The 14063-nt window shown below is 39.8% G+C and carries 12 protein-coding genes and 1 pseudogene; all 13 read right to left on the reverse strand.

Annotated elements, in window-relative coordinates; translation table 11 throughout:
• Window positions 1-14: 14 nt before the first annotated feature.
• The 13 genes and pseudogenes from H4J59_RS15500 to H4J59_RS19690 all read right to left on the reverse strand — a co-directional run bounded on the left by H4J59_RS15500 (window position 15) and on the right by H4J59_RS19690 (window position 14006).
• The gene (locus tag H4J59_RS15500) at window positions 15-4196 is read right to left on the reverse strand and encodes a YhdP family protein (protein ID WP_259369555.1); all 4182 of its coding nucleotides are present in this window, start codon (window positions 4194-4196) and stop codon (window positions 15-17) included.
• Window positions 4197-4367: 171 nt separating this feature from the next.
• Window positions 4368-5831, reverse strand: a complete 1464-nt coding sequence (gene rng, locus H4J59_RS15505) for a ribonuclease G (RefSeq protein ID WP_182240866.1) — start codon at window positions 5829-5831, stop codon at window positions 4368-4370.
• A 12-nt stretch (window positions 5832-5843) separates the two neighbouring features.
• Window positions 5844-6431: a nucleoside triphosphate pyrophosphatase gene (locus H4J59_RS15510; protein WP_182240868.1), complete on the reverse strand. Its 588-nt coding sequence runs from the start codon at window positions 6429-6431 to the stop codon at window positions 5844-5846.
• 1 nt (window position 6432) lies between these two features.
• On the reverse strand, window positions 6433-6912 hold the full coding sequence (gene mreD / locus H4J59_RS15515) for a rod shape-determining protein MreD (RefSeq protein ID WP_182240870.1): 480 nt from the start codon (window positions 6910-6912) through the stop codon (window positions 6433-6435).
• A complete protein-coding gene (gene mreC, locus H4J59_RS15520) occupies window positions 6909-7790 on the reverse strand; it encodes a rod shape-determining protein MreC (protein WP_182240872.1) in 882 nt (293 codons plus the stop codon). Before mreC ends, mreD begins: the two co-directional genes overlap by 4 nt.
• A gap of 135 nt (window positions 7791-7925) precedes the next feature.
• The gene (locus tag H4J59_RS15525) at window positions 7926-8969 is read right to left on the reverse strand and encodes a rod shape-determining protein (protein WP_182234146.1); all 1044 of its coding nucleotides are present in this window, start codon (window positions 8967-8969) and stop codon (window positions 7926-7928) included.
• Between the two features lie 274 nt (window positions 8970-9243).
• Window positions 9244-9444, reverse strand: a pseudogene (locus H4J59_RS15530) (DUF6701 domain-containing protein); the annotation flags it as partial.
• A gap of 662 nt (window positions 9445-10106) precedes the next feature.
• Complete coding sequence (locus H4J59_RS15535; RefSeq protein ID WP_182240876.1) at window positions 10107-10583, reverse strand: pilus assembly PilX N-terminal domain-containing protein; 477 nt, start codon at window positions 10581-10583, stop codon at window positions 10107-10109.
• A complete protein-coding gene (locus H4J59_RS15540) occupies window positions 10573-11433 on the reverse strand; it encodes a PilW family protein (RefSeq protein ID WP_182240878.1) in 861 nt (286 codons plus the stop codon). Before H4J59_RS15540 ends, H4J59_RS15535 begins: the two co-directional genes overlap by 11 nt.
• On the reverse strand, window positions 11433-12008 hold the full coding sequence (locus H4J59_RS15545) for a prepilin-type N-terminal cleavage/methylation domain-containing protein (protein WP_259369556.1): 576 nt from the start codon (window positions 12006-12008) through the stop codon (window positions 11433-11435). The genes H4J59_RS15540 and H4J59_RS15545 overlap by 1 nt, the downstream gene beginning before the upstream one ends.
• Complete coding sequence (locus H4J59_RS15550; RefSeq protein ID WP_182240880.1) at window positions 11998-12507, reverse strand: prepilin-type N-terminal cleavage/methylation domain-containing protein; 510 nt, start codon at window positions 12505-12507, stop codon at window positions 11998-12000. The genes H4J59_RS15545 and H4J59_RS15550 overlap by 11 nt, the downstream gene beginning before the upstream one ends.
• A gap of 34 nt (window positions 12508-12541) precedes the next feature.
• Window positions 12542-13027 (reverse strand): prepilin-type N-terminal cleavage/methylation domain-containing protein, encoded by a 486-nt coding sequence (locus H4J59_RS19685; RefSeq protein WP_182240882.1) that lies wholly within the window; start codon window positions 13025-13027, stop codon window positions 12542-12544.
• Between the two features lie 475 nt (window positions 13028-13502).
• On the reverse strand, window positions 13503-14006 hold the full coding sequence (locus H4J59_RS19690; RefSeq protein WP_182240884.1) for a type II secretion system protein: 504 nt from the start codon (window positions 14004-14006) through the stop codon (window positions 13503-13505).
• Window positions 14007-14063 lie beyond the last annotated feature (57 nt).

Genomic DNA, 14063 nt, shown 5'->3' on the forward strand with positions numbered 1-14063 from the left:
CCATCAAAATCCCACTACAAAGGTTGTTTTTCAGGCTGCTCTGAAGCCTTTATTTTAGCAGCATCTGCTGAAATATTTTCAACTATTTTAGGCGGTGAAGAGCGGCCAACACTGATATTTTGATTTTTACGACTGACTTGTTTAAATTGCGGATCGTCTAAGTTACCTGTTACTTCAAAATTAATTTCAGCAATTACCGTAGACGTGATCACTTCATCCAGTGCCATGCCCGCCAAAAATGTTACTGGATTTAGTGTCGCAATCCAAGCCAATACCGGCAAACTAGAGGTTAAATTTGGTTTATATGACATCCGATAGTCAAGGTTACCATTATTAAAATTGGTATTACCCACTATGGTTAAATCACCGGCAGTGCCATTCATCTGAACATTATCAGTATATGCCACGCCATCTTTTACCATAAAACTGCCTTTTAGCTCACTATAAAACATACCATCACTAAAAATGTCTCTAAAATCAAAACTAAGTTTACGCACCAGTGACTGCAAACTTAACAGGGATAAAATACGCACGCCTTTATCATCAACATCAGCCAAATAGCCATCATCAAATGTTGTTGATAGCTCACCATTAAGCGTCGCAGTTGCAAAGTCATGTGGACCACCCTGCCAATCAAGTTCGTATTGCATCTCGACACCACTATCTTTTATAATCGAAACATAACCTAACTGCGCTATTTCGTCCGCCACATTATCAGTCGCCAATGTACCTGTAACACGAGTATTTGACCCCTCATTGTCTTGTTGCCACTGAGCGTTAAATGCCAACACATTATTACCACGTTTAGTGGTGAAATTTTTCAATAATAGCGTACTTTCATCTGCTCGCTCTAAGGTAAAACTTACCTCACCAAAGTCATAATTATCATACTGGCAACTTGCACAAGTCACCTTTAATGGTGGCACATTAGCAAAGATTTCTGCATTACTCACAGTGTCAATCAGTGGCGATATTGGCTGTTCAATTGAGTTTATTGGCTGAGATTCAGTCGCCATGTTACTTTGTTGAGTTTGCTTTAGTTCACCAACCGCTAGCTCAACTTCGTTAGTTGGCGCTAGTTTTACTGATACTGTGCTGCCAGATTTTATATCCTCAGTAATTTGTGCTTCATCGATCAGGTTTTCATCAGTCACAGTTTTATCAACTGACGTGCTATTAACCAAAGTGTTGTCAACAGAAGCCTCAATACTCTCTGCTGGCACTAACTCATTTTTAGCACGGGTTAAATGAACAAAATCTGCATTAATGTCTATACCTTGCTGATGCCAGTCTGGATAAAACTTAGCTGAGCCTTTTAGTTCTTTAGCATTGATATTGAGCAGCCATCCATCCAACTCAGGTATAAAGTCAAAATTGACTTGCTGGAAATTTTTATCATAAACCATTAAATTGCCAACCTGAGCCTGTATTTTATCAGGTGCTGATAATAAGCTCTGCTCATGGGTTTTTATATCGGATGACACGGCTGATGGATTTAACTTGTCTGGTGTAGACTCAACCGCCGCCAAAATATCTAACACTAAAGGCTGCCATTGCTGATAATTTGCTTGGGCTAGATCAGCACTAATATGAAACCCTGAAATGGGTGACCCTAAGGTCTGCTTGCCTAGCACTAAATGCGCTAATGAAAAACGCGTTTGTTGATGATCCAGTAAGGCATAAAAGCCTAGTTCATCACCCATATCAGCGTTTATGTTGCTATTAAACTTATTGCCAAAGGCGTGAATTTTTACCGCAACTTGTTCGCCGATGCGCTTACTAAAAGGTACGGGTAAGGCTAAATCCACCTCATCTAAGGTCGAGTGTATTTGGTAATCATAGTTAAATTTATCATCACTAATATTCAGTGCTAGCATACCTTGCCAGTCTATTTTACCGTCAGCATATTTCAATAATTCATCAGGTAATTGTCTTTGCCATTGGCTAGTTTGCCACTGAGCTAGTGTTTCAATACTGACCTTATAGTACTCAGGCTTTTGTTCAGCGGTAACATTAATCGTTAACGGCATTCCGCGCCAATCGAGATTAATACCCGAAACAGTTATTCGATCATTATGATAGTATAAGCGACCATTAACTTGGCTAAAGTCCATTCGCGGTGCTTGTAACGCGACATCATTATTTTTAAACTCAACATAACCTTTAGCCATAACAGCTGCAGGATTATTTAACGGTAATGTTAAAGAGAAATCACCATTAATCGGCGCTGAAACCACTACCTGCTCTAATGTGACACCAATCGTTTTTTGCATTGGACTCGCCGCCATAAGTTGCTGCACTAATTGTGGCTCGGTTTGAGTAATATCGGCGTTAACCGTTAATACTTGGCTACCGGTTAACTCAGCGATGGCGGCTTGAACACCGGTCACGTCAATACCCGACAATGTGCCTTCTCTACCGGTAATAAGCATACTATTATTGGTGAAGTTTAAGTTAGCGGCGAAGTTTTCAATCGCCGGCCACTTTGGGTCAAATTTAAATGTACTTTGAGACAACTCAGCGTCAACCACAAAAACACCTTCACGGTGGTTAAAAGGAAAGCTGTTTAATGGCCCATTAAATAACACTACAGCCTGCTTAATCTTACCATCAACAATCGCGCTGTTTAAGTAGTTCACCAGACCCTCACCCATTAATAAACGGGGATAAAAATATTCAGCAAACTCTGCATTGCCCTTACTAGCACTCGCCAAGAGTGACATTGTCATCGCTTGATCTTTAACACTGTTTATTTTTACGTCTGCATTTAAACTCAACTGTGGCGAATTAAATACTATGTTTTCAACCGAAAATTGCCAGTCATCCGCTGAAAACTTTGCATTGATCAAACTCGTTAAGCGAGTGTAAGGAATAGGGTATTTAAAATGTTTATCGAAATCGAGTGCGCCATCAACAGCACTTAATGATATTTGCAGCTGATTATTAGCATAAACTAATTCACCACTGACATTGTCAATACCGGGAATACCTTGACTAAAATGGCTACCAACATCGCTAAATGCTGCTGTTATAGCGATATTATCCGCAATACTGCGAAAATGAATATCTTCAACTCGGCCAACCGCGTCAAGATCTAGTAATAGTTTTTCAAGGCCAACATCGTCAACTAATAAGGGTGATACGCCGGAAAAACTTGCTAGCTCGATAGCATTAATATAACCATTGATATGGGTACCATTAACCTGAGCCATCAAGGATATTTTATTAGTTTCCGTACCATTACGTTTAACAGTCAATGGTGATGTTGCTAGATTAAACGCTGATTCGTCTAAGGTTTTTATTTGAATATCACCACCTATAATCTCAAACTTTTGGGCTTTACCCAGATGTTGCCAAGTGATTTCATTATCACCAAGAGCGAGCTGAATAAACTCGGGCTTACCCGTGTTAAGCTTTAACCAAGCACTAAAGTTAATTGCTGAGTGGGTGTTGGCATCCTTAATCGCTAGAAGCTTCCCTAACCAAGGGGTAATATCAATGTCATTGGCTTCTAAATAAGCTTTGCCACTGAGTTGATCAAACCTTGACCCTTGAAAGTCTAACAACACTTTTAAATTATTAGAGCTTAGACCGTCGACGATAATAGTACCGTTAGCTCTATGCTGATTGTTTTCATTTGCCCAAAACATTTCATTAATGGTAAAAGCACGCACCCCACCAAGGCTATGATAAAGCACATGACTGTCACGAATCGAAAAACGAGAAATTTGTTCAAGTAATATTGAGGAAAGTGACGTTATTAAATCTTGATTATCCGCTTCATTGGTAGAAATTTCTACGGCGGAGTTAGCTAGTGCCGCTTGTTCGAAGACTAATTCTGCGCCCGAGATAACAAAGTCTTGCGTAAGCAGTTGTCCTGAACGCATGCTGCGCCAAAAGTCCAATTCAACCGCCAAACTATCAAGGTATATTTTACTGTTGTCATTAGAAAAAAGCTCAACTTGTTGGGTGATCAATGTTGGGCCTAACTGACCCCAGCCCATGCTTAACGAGCCAATAGAGATATTACTGTTATAACTGTTGTTGAGGTAATCTTCGACCGCTTCACGATAATTATGTGCATAGGGTAAAAATAAGCGCAATAGACTAATCGACACGGCAAAAACTACTAACAAAATTGCTAATAGTTTATACAGACGTTTAAGCCATCTATTTAAGAACTTGGAAACACTCATTAATATTTTACCAATACACTTTATTCACTGATAGGAACCAAACAATACCTATGAGTTTTGCACAGGTATTGTCAGGTTTTTTTGCGTCAAATTGACAGCTTAAATGCAATCTGCATGCTCATTGTGCTTTAAACTTGACCGGCTAATTCAAAGCATAGACACAAAACAGCATCACATCATAACCACATCAAATTGCTCTTGACTGTACATGGTTTCAGTCTGTACTTTAATCTGCTTGCCGATGAAGACTTCAAGCTCGGCCAAATTATGATACTCGTCATTTTCTAATGATTCACTCACCGATGATGAGGTATAGACAATAAATTTATCCGCGTCATAAGCACGATTTACCCGCACAATTTCTCGTAGAATTTCAAAACACACGGTTTCAACTGTTTTCACATAACCACGACCGTGACATACCTCACACTCACCACATAAAATATGCTCTAGGCTTTCACGCGTGCGTTTTCGGGTCATTTCCACCAGGCCTAATGCAGAGAAATCTGACAAACTATATTTAACATTATCTTTCGCCATTGCCATATCTAAACTGTGTAAAACACGGCGCTGATGGTCTTTTATATTCATATCAATAAAATCAACGATGATAATACCACCGAGGTTTCTTAACCTAAGCTGTCGAGCAATCGCTTGTGTTGCCTCAATATTAGTATTAAAAATCGTTTCTTCTAAATTACGATGCCCGACAAAAGCACCGGTATTAATATCAATGGTGGTCATGGCTTCGGTTTGATCTATGATCAAAGACCCCCCTGATTTCAACTCAATTTTGCGATGCAATGAACGCTGTATTTCGTTTTCAACGTTAAACAAATCAAAAATAGGTCGTTCGCCCGGGTAACATTCCAATACAGGGGCTAAATTGGGAACAAATTCAGTGGTAAACTCAAGCAATTGTTCATAAGTGAGTTTTGAATCAATACGAATGCGCTCAAGTGAGACACCAACAAAATCGCGCAGCACACGAAATGCTAACGATAAATCTTGATAGATAGGATCTTTAGTTTGTTTACGCTCTTTTCGCTCAACAACTTTTGCCCAAACGCGACGCAAAAACTCAGCATCATGTTGTAGTTCTTCTATATTGGCACCTTCAGCTGCGGTGCGAACAATAAAGCCATGCTCTTTCGAACAATAAGGCGTAACGATCGATTTCAGACGATTTCGCTCTGCTGGGTCATCAATACGCTGTGATATTCCCGCGTGGCTGGCGTTAGGCATTAACACTAGATAACGTGCCGCAATAGTAATATCTGTGGTGAGTCGCGCACCTTTGGTGCCCATAGGGTCTTTAACAACTTGCACCACAATATGCTGGCCCTCATGTACCAAATTTCTAATATCAGGCACTTGTTCACTGCTGCTATCTTCGTTTAAAATGAGTTTTGAATTGATATCTGAGGCATGTAAAAAAGCCGCTTTGCCGAGATTAATATCAACAAAAGCCGCTTGCATACCGGGTAAAACACGAATAATTTTACCCAGATAAATATTGCCGACTAAGCCACGCCGAGTTTCGCGTTCAACATGGACTTCTTGTAGTGAACCATTTTCGATTAACGCTACTCGTGTTTCACTTGGCGTAACATTGATAAGTAATTCACCGCTCATATCGATTCCTATTTATGCTTGTGTCATTGACGATTCTACGCCAAATGCTGATAACAGCTGTGCTGTTTCATATAAAGGTAAGCCAACAACGGCAGAATAACTACCACGAATTTGTTTGACAAATTGTCCTGCAATTCCTTGAATACCATAGGCACCGGCTTTATCTTGTGGCTCGCCTGTTTGCCAATAGCGCTTTATTTCTTGTTCGGTGAGGTTTTTAAAATCCACTTCAGTACCGACCACAACCACATCAATACGTTCACCTTTTACTGCAGCAATCGCAGTAACTACCTGATGAGTACGTCCCGACAACATCTTAAGTATACTGAGACAATCGGCAAAAGATTCCGGTTTGCCTAAGATATGCTGACCAAAGACCACACTAGTATCAGAGCCAAGTACCACGACATCATCAGCATATTGCTTGGCAATGACTCGGGCTTTTGCTAATGCCAAGCGCGCGACATATTGTTCAGGTTTTTCTGCTGCGAGTACAGTTTCATCAAGATCTGCAGGTGCACAGACAAAGTCGTAGCCCATTTGTTGAAGTAGTTCTTGTCGGCGCGGTGATTGTGACGCCAAAATCAAAGTAGTAGACATGTTATGTTATTCTAAAGTTTCGTCTTATTTTACGTAAGAGTAAAAAAGCCCAGGGCCAGAGGATAATGGTGGTAAACACCGGATATAAGTAACTAGGTAAAAACACAGCGTCAGTTAAAAATCGTTGTAACCAAAAAACAATTAAGTGATATAACGCCGATAGCACACCAATAATCAGTGCTTGCTGCCAAACAGAAAAATTACGTATTTTCTGAAAATTCCCAGCAACAATATAAACGCTAATCGCCATAGCGCCAGCATGCACACCTAAAGTAGAGCCCAGTAAAACATCGAGAATAAAGCCCATAACCCAAGCTGAAATAACATTAACACGCGAGGGCAATGCCAAACACCAATAAAATAAAACCACCAAGACCCAATCAGGGCGAAAAGCATCAACGCTCAATGGTAGCGGCATAATAGTGGCGAGTAGTGCTACTAAAAGCGTTAAAAGCATAATTAAACGACTAACAAGACTCATTTAATATTGGCCTTTTCAGTGGGCAATGTTTTACTTTCATTAGGCCCTTGAAGATTGTTCTGCTCTGGCCACAATAATAAAACATAACGTAAGCGATCTATTTTGGCTACTGGCTGGCTTTGAATTTGAGAAAAAGCACGTGATTCATCTTGAATAACGCCGGTAACTTTTGCTACCGGATATCCTTCTGGGAATTTACTGCCTAAGCCTGAAGTCACTAATAAATCGCCCATACGGATATCACTACTGTGAGGGACATAATTATGGGTTAAGCGATCAATAACACCGCCACCAGTGGCAATAAGTCTAAGCCCATTACGGCTTATTCTCACCGGTACAGCGTGGGTAATATCAGTGATCAATAACACCCTGCTACTTGTGGTACCCACATGCAATATTTGGCCAACAATCCCTTCATCATCAATTACCGCTTGGCCTTCATAAACGCCGTCGTTAGCACCACGGTTGATCACCACTTGATGAGTATAAGGGTCACTGTCGACACTAAGAATTTCTGCCACCATTTTTTTAGCATCACCGCGCAATGGTGAAGCAAGCAAGGCTCTGAGTCGATTATTTTCACGTTGCACAATATCTAATTGTAAAGCTTGCTCATGAAAAACTAACTCGTTGATTTTGTATTGTTGATTATCGGCGAGGAGTTGACGACGAGTGATAATATTATCTGCCGCCCAATTCATCATTTGTTTTGGCGCGGTAGCCAAATACTGTAATGGGCTGACCAGTGACTGCAAAAAGCCTCGAGCAGGCTCAAAGCTATTCATTTTATGATCAAAAAATATTAATGCTGCAGAACAAAGCAGCACCAAAACAAGTCGGTGCACAGGAGATGGTCCATGCTTAAATATAGGGTTCATAAATTAAACTTGTATAAATGCTAATTTATTTATCGCCATTGGCTTTAACTAGCCAGCAAATGTACGAAATTGACGCTAATCAATGAGTACATTCGATGAAATAATTAGTCAAAATGGCGATAAATAATTAGTATGCTACTCGTAGGAGAATAAATCACCACCGTGCATATCAATCATTTCAATGGCCTTACCACCACCACGAGCTACACAAGTCAGTGGATCATCAGCAACCACAACCGGAATACCGGTTTCTTCCATCAGTAAGCGATCTATACCTCTTAACAAGGCGCCGCCACCGGTTAAAATCATACCACGCTCTGAAATATCAGAGGCTAGTTCAGGTGGTGATTGCTCTAATGCCACCATAATCGCACTGACAATACCGGTTAACGGCTCTTGTAGCGCTTCTAAAATTTCATTGCTATTTAAAGTGAAACTACGTGGCACACCTTCTGCTAAATTACGTCCGCGCACTTCAATTTCAAGTACCTCGTCGCCAGGGTAGGCAGAGCCAATTTCATGTTTAATGCGCTCAGCGGTTGCTTCACCAATTAAACTACCGAAATTACGACGTACATAGTTAATAATGGCATCGTCAAACTTATCACCACCGATGCGCGCAGAAGAAGAATAAACCACACCGTTTAGAGAAATAATGCCGACTTCAGTGGTACCACCACCAATATCAACCACCATGGAACCTGTTGCTTCTGACACTGGCATACCTGCGCCAATTGCTGCCGCCATAGGCTCATCAATCAAATACACTTCGCGCGCGCCAGCACCTATTGCTGATTCACGAATCGCACGTCGTTCAACTTGCGTAGAGCCGCAAGGCACACAAACCAAGACGCGTGGGCTTGGTCGTAAAAAATTATTGCTGTGTACTTGTTTAATGAAGTACTGCAACATTTTTTCAGTCACAAAAAAGTTAGCAATAACGCCATCTTTCATCGGACGAATTGCTTCAATATTTCCGGGTGTGCGACCTAACATTTGTTTGGCTGCCGTACCCACTGCAGCAACACTTTTAGAGCCACCAGAGCGGTCTTGTCGAATAGCCACAACTGAAGGCTCATTCAAAACGATACCTTGGTCTTTTACATAAATAAGGGTATTTGCGGTTCCTAAGTCAATTGATAAATCGTTAGAAAACATGCCGCGTAATTTCTTAAACATATTGTCGAAATGTCCTTTAAACATAACCTAGGCAACAAATTGCCAGAATATTGTTGTACTTAATTTGCCCGCTACAGATTAGCTGACAAATGATATTTTTACTATTAGCACGCTATCATAGCGCAGACTATCGCGCTTGTGTTATTTCAATGACAAAATATGATGAAATATTGAGATTATTTAACTAAAAAAGATAATTTGATAAACATTATCCCTATCGCATTAAATAAATGCCGGATGTTAACCAACCGCGATATTAATTGAGGACTTTGTGTCATGAGATAATACGGTCATTACCATGATAAATCCCAAAGCTTAATGTCGCACTTGGGTTGTCATCGTAAAAATTACCATCATGATTAGCGTCTAAGGGATTCCACTTAAATGCTAACCAACTTGGCACTTTATCTTCCCATTCAAGCGCCCCTAGTTGCTTGGGCTTGGAGCAAAACAATCGGTTTAGCATACCATTATCAAAATCAACTGACGCGCTAACTTAGGTATCACTTACCTGTATTTAATCACTATCAATATCGATTAAACTATAATCCCGAAGATTCATATTGCTTGAGTATTTAGTCCAGACTTTTCATTACCCATAAGCCCCATGAAACAACTCTCATTGGTATGAGTGTTAAAGCTTGCACCATCATATACTTCAATCAAGCTAGACCTAATAATAAAGCCGTCGACTAATGGCTTGTCTTAATATTCTATTTTTAAAAATGCAGCTGTTGCCAAGTAAACAAAAAGTTGAATGAATTTAACGCTATGGTTTTCCGCTGAAAAATTTACGATGACGCAGCATAGGTGGTGCAAGATATTAGTAAGATGTTTTAAGCCCGACTTGACCCTCTTTGATGTTAATGGATTTGGCTAAGACTTTATTGTGACTATGATTGAAGCTAGACTCTTGATGAAGTGTTTAACCCAGTCAAGCTTATGCTTAACGTTTAAAATGGCGGTAACTGTTATCTTGGTAAGTAGGGGCAAAGGCGAGTTAAGTCTCAATTTTACTTATCGCTTTTGATTCATGCTCTAGTGCTGCCTCATTATAATCTACTTATCTTCAATCCTGTTTATAGCTATTAATTTAAACAGCTAGATAGTGTTTGATATAGAGAGCTTGATACAAAATCAGAGCAGGCTATGTGCTTCGACCGCTATTTTTCTTGAGGTTAGTTCGCTGCCAATAGCACAGGTGCCAGTACCACTGATTGCGTAATAACGAATACCATCTCGTTCAAAGTCAATGCAGCTAACGCTAACATTACACTGCGCTAAGCCCAGCACATTATTAAAACTAGGGGTGGCACTGTCAATCTCAGTCTGGCCTTTACAAGTAATAGCAGGGCCGTTTAACGGAAATACTTCCGCCAACTGCCACTGTAAGCCACTTACTGCTGCAGTATAAGCTCGAGTTCCTAATACTTCATAGGCGACACTTTCTTGACTCGAATCTAACATTTTAACTAAAGCGGCGCCGAGTACTGACAAGACAATAATCACAAAAATAGCGATAACTAATGCGCTACCCGCTTGTTGATTTGGGTGTCGGGACTTTCCTGATTGGCTAGGCAATTTTGTTAGTCTAAACGGTTTTTTATGGAACATTTGGCACCTGTATCTCATTATTAAAGACAATATCTTCTAGGTTACGAGTAAACTTCAACCTGATGAGTGCTAAACCATTTCGTTGTAACGTCGCTGCACTGGTCTGAAAGGGAAGAAGGGTGCTAGACGATGAATAATTATTGACATATTCTGCCATCAACACTTTCTTAGTATTAGTGCTGCTAAGTGGCCTGCCATCGCTATCGTAATTTCCAAAACCATAAGTTTGGTAACGATAAATAGCTTTATTTTCAACACAGTAACTTACTGGTGAGCCAATGAAATACAAACGTTCGGTTGGAGATTCCTCTGTAAATATAATATTGCTAGTAAAGCTGATTGTTGATTTAACTTGCCTATCGCCAGAATTAGCTACTGATGAAAATTCTTCAATAACACCGGGTTCTTTATTATATATATCGTCACTACTTAACGCATAAACAGCAACATATTGTGTTGTTAATGATAAATCATCTTCCAATATAAGCACGTCAACACTATTACTTGAGGCTTCTGGTGCCACAGGAATATCAAGATAAATCACGCTTTTATCGATTGGCACAAACTCTATGCATTGATTATTAACGCCGATAGTACGAATACTATTAGGCAATGCGTTTCTGACTTCACGATTAAGCCGTTCTACCACGAATCTCGCGGTAGAAATCAACGCATCTCTGTCGGCAGCATCAGTATAACTTTGCGTGCCAAAGCGTAGAAATGAGGTAATGCCGGTCGCCAATACACCTAATATAACAATCACGGTGACTAGCTCAATTAAAGTAAAGCCGTGCTGGTTTTTAGCTTGATGCTTAGGCTGATGTTTAAGCTTATGTCTAGATCCAGGCATTAGAAATTCGCCCGATATACAGCAAAAACAAAATCGAAATCTTGCGGAGTGGTTACGGTTACCGTAATAAGCTTAGCGGTAAAGTTGTTATCTTCAGAGTCATTGTCGCCATCGTAATCACTGTCGTTGATCACCTTAACGCTAATTTGATAACCAACATAGATATCGTTTAGGGAGTCTCCATGTCCCAACGAACTTTCCATAATGGATAAGTTATTATAATCATCAACATCATCAAATCGCTCTCTTTCCCCTGACTCTTCATCAGCTAGCGTTGAAGAACATGCGGTTGCACCACTTTCACCACAGCGATAAATACCACCCGACATATCAGCGTTGTCATCAAAGGCTTTAGCAATAATTTCATTGATCATGGACTGGCCAAGTTCTGCGGCTTTAATTTGATGTACTTGCCTAGCACTTTGATTAGCTAACGGGTAAATTAACGTGGTAAATATTGAAAAGGCAATCGATAACACCACAATACCGACAATGATCTCAATTAGGCTAAAACCTTGCTGTGATGCTTTGGTGGGCAACATCAATGTTGGGGGTAGCTTTTGCTTAAAGCGCATGAATATAACCTTCTGATTCTATTTGCACACTGATATTTTGCTCACCGTTAATGGTGATTTTACAAGGAGCATCACAGGACGGTCGCCCCATACTGTCGAATGAAAAGCTATTGCCCATTATATTGCTGGAAAAGGTGACATTGTCTTGGTCAGCTATCTTCACTTTTGTGGCGCTATCTTCCCATATGCTGTCAAAACTTGGCGTGTCATCACAGTCATCAGGCGTGCCTAATTTTGTATCGGTTAACAATACACTGTGGCAATAACTTTTATCGTCTTCTGGTATGGCTTGAGTTTGTTGCATGGCCTTAATTTGAATCAAACGTAATTTCGCTATCACATCGGTACGATAGCCGTATTCTGAGAAGCCCTTAGCGGTAAAAAATTTAGGGGCTACTGTGACTGAGAGAATCCCCAAGATAATGATCACAATAATCAATTCAATCAAAGTGAAGCCCTGATTTAAGCTTTTATTTTTCAGATTGTTAACATTATTCACATTTATCCCACCACAAATAACTATACCAAAGACACTAAATACAGGCGTTTAATATAAAAGACGGTACACTAGCTTCACTAGCCGGCTTAACATAATAAACAATACAAGGGTCGGTTAAGCTCGTTGGCGGCGTAACATCGCTGCGATATATAGCGATAACATCTCCCACTGCCAATTGGCGATAGTTGAAATCGGCGACATCAAGACTCATCAATCGTTGCCATTCGCCTGCATTGGCTACCGGATAACCAAAAGTAATAGCTAACTCACCATCATTAGCCGACCCACCACCGTCACCGATATTAACCGTCCCGGTGACAAGCTTTTGATTGCCTTTAACCAGTGACTTACTATGCACCTTAGCCGCAGCAGCTTTCATTGTCGCCTTAACACCCTGCAATGTCGCCGTTTGTGCATCCGCGTTTAAATTAATAAATTTAGGCGCGGCAGTTGCTGCTAAAATGCCAATAATCATAATGACAACAATTAGCTCGATTAAGGTGAATCCTTTGGAATTCATACTAACTACCTTTAGTGCGCTTTTATTAAATAACTCAGGCTAATATTATAAGTAGCACAAACGATTATTAATTGAATGTAGTAAAACCCTTAAAGCTTTACCGATACATATATGGCTATTGGTCAGCTTAATCTCATTAGTGTTAAAAATACATGACCATTTTTCTACAAGTTATTTACCTTTAAATGGCAGGTACTAAAACGCTTAGTTTTTTAACTATTCAGTTGGCTTATGTACTGTGCCTGCAAAGTGCATATAAAGCGAACAGTTAGCCTGTATTACTTAATACCAGCCAATTTTTATCCTTGAATTTTTATTGTTAAATAATGGACTAATAGTCATTCATTAACAAACAAGGCTTGATTGAGCTTTTTCTAGCTGAATAAATACAATACTCTTAATATACTCAGCCGCTCAAAACAATAAAAGAGAGCTTAGCTCTCTTTTATTAAAATTTTCTCTACTATATTACCGGCTACGCACAAGGTTTCACTATAATAGTCGGTGGAGCATCTGCAGTTGCTTCGGTGAAAGAAACATTACAAACAGAAGAAGTAGTGGGAGTTGTCCCATTTTTAAGATAAACATAAAAAGCAGTACCAACAACTGCTGTTTCAAAGTCTCCAACTTCTATTAACTTATCCCAACCACCTGGAAGAGTAGTTGCATTATATGTAACTACCGGATAGCCATAACTAATCGCTAAATCTGAACCGTTTACCTTTACAGTGGGCCCGCTTGCAACACCAACTGTATCCTGATTACCTGCAATCAATGATTTACTATACACCAACGCACTAGCTGTTTGCATTGATGCCTTAACCGCTTGTAATGTTGCAGTATTAGCGTCATCTTGTATGTCAATAAACTTAGGCGCCGCTGTTGCCGCTAAAATACCTAAAATAACAATAACCACCACTAATTCAATTAGGGTGAAACCTTTTTGCTTGCTAAAACTATTATTTGTTAACTGCTTCATAACATAAACCTTTGTTGTTAATAATTAATTAACAATAATTAATTATCAACAACAAAG

This window comes from Colwellia sp. MB02u-10 (assembly GCF_014077185.1).
In the GTDB taxonomy this organism is placed as follows: domain Bacteria; phylum Pseudomonadota; class Gammaproteobacteria; order Enterobacterales; family Alteromonadaceae; genus Cognaticolwellia.

What these genes read in the sequence shown, in the direction of transcription:
- H4J59_RS15500 (WP_259369555.1), bottom strand. Translation starts at nt 4,196, where the DNA reads ATGAGTGTTTCCAAGTTCTTAAATAGATGGCTTAAACGTCTGTATAAA.
- rng (WP_182240866.1), bottom strand. Translation starts at nt 5,831, where the DNA reads ATGAGCGGTGAATTACTTATCAATGTTACGCCAAGTGAAACACGAGTA.
- H4J59_RS15510 (WP_182240868.1), bottom strand. Translation starts at nt 6,431, where the DNA reads ATGTCTACTACTTTGATTTTGGCGTCACAATCACCGCGCCGACAAGAA.
- mreD (WP_182240870.1), bottom strand. Translation starts at nt 6,912, where the DNA reads ATGAGTCTTGTTAGTCGTTTAATTATGCTTTTAACGCTTTTAGTAGCA.
- mreC (WP_182240872.1), bottom strand. Translation starts at nt 7,790, where the DNA reads ATGAACCCTATATTTAAGCATGGACCATCTCCTGTGCACCGACTTGTT.
- H4J59_RS15525 (WP_182234146.1), bottom strand. Translation starts at nt 8,969, where the DNA reads ATGTTTAAGAAATTACGCGGCATGTTTTCTAACGATTTATCAATTGAC.
- H4J59_RS15535 (WP_182240876.1), bottom strand. Translation starts at nt 10,583, where the DNA reads ATGTTCCATAAAAAACCGTTTAGACTAACAAAATTGCCTAGCCAATCA.
- H4J59_RS15540 (WP_182240878.1), bottom strand. Translation starts at nt 11,433, where the DNA reads ATGCCTGGATCTAGACATAAGCTTAAACATCAGCCTAAGCATCAAGCT.
- H4J59_RS15545 (WP_259369556.1), bottom strand. Translation starts at nt 12,008, where the DNA reads ATGCGCTTTAAGCAAAAGCTACCCCCAACATTGATGTTGCCCACCAAA.
- H4J59_RS19685 (WP_182240882.1), bottom strand. Translation starts at nt 13,027, where the DNA reads ATGAATTCCAAAGGATTCACCTTAATCGAGCTAATTGTTGTCATTATG.
- H4J59_RS19690 (WP_182240884.1), bottom strand. Translation starts at nt 14,006, where the DNA reads ATGAAGCAGTTAACAAATAATAGTTTTAGCAAGCAAAAAGGTTTCACC.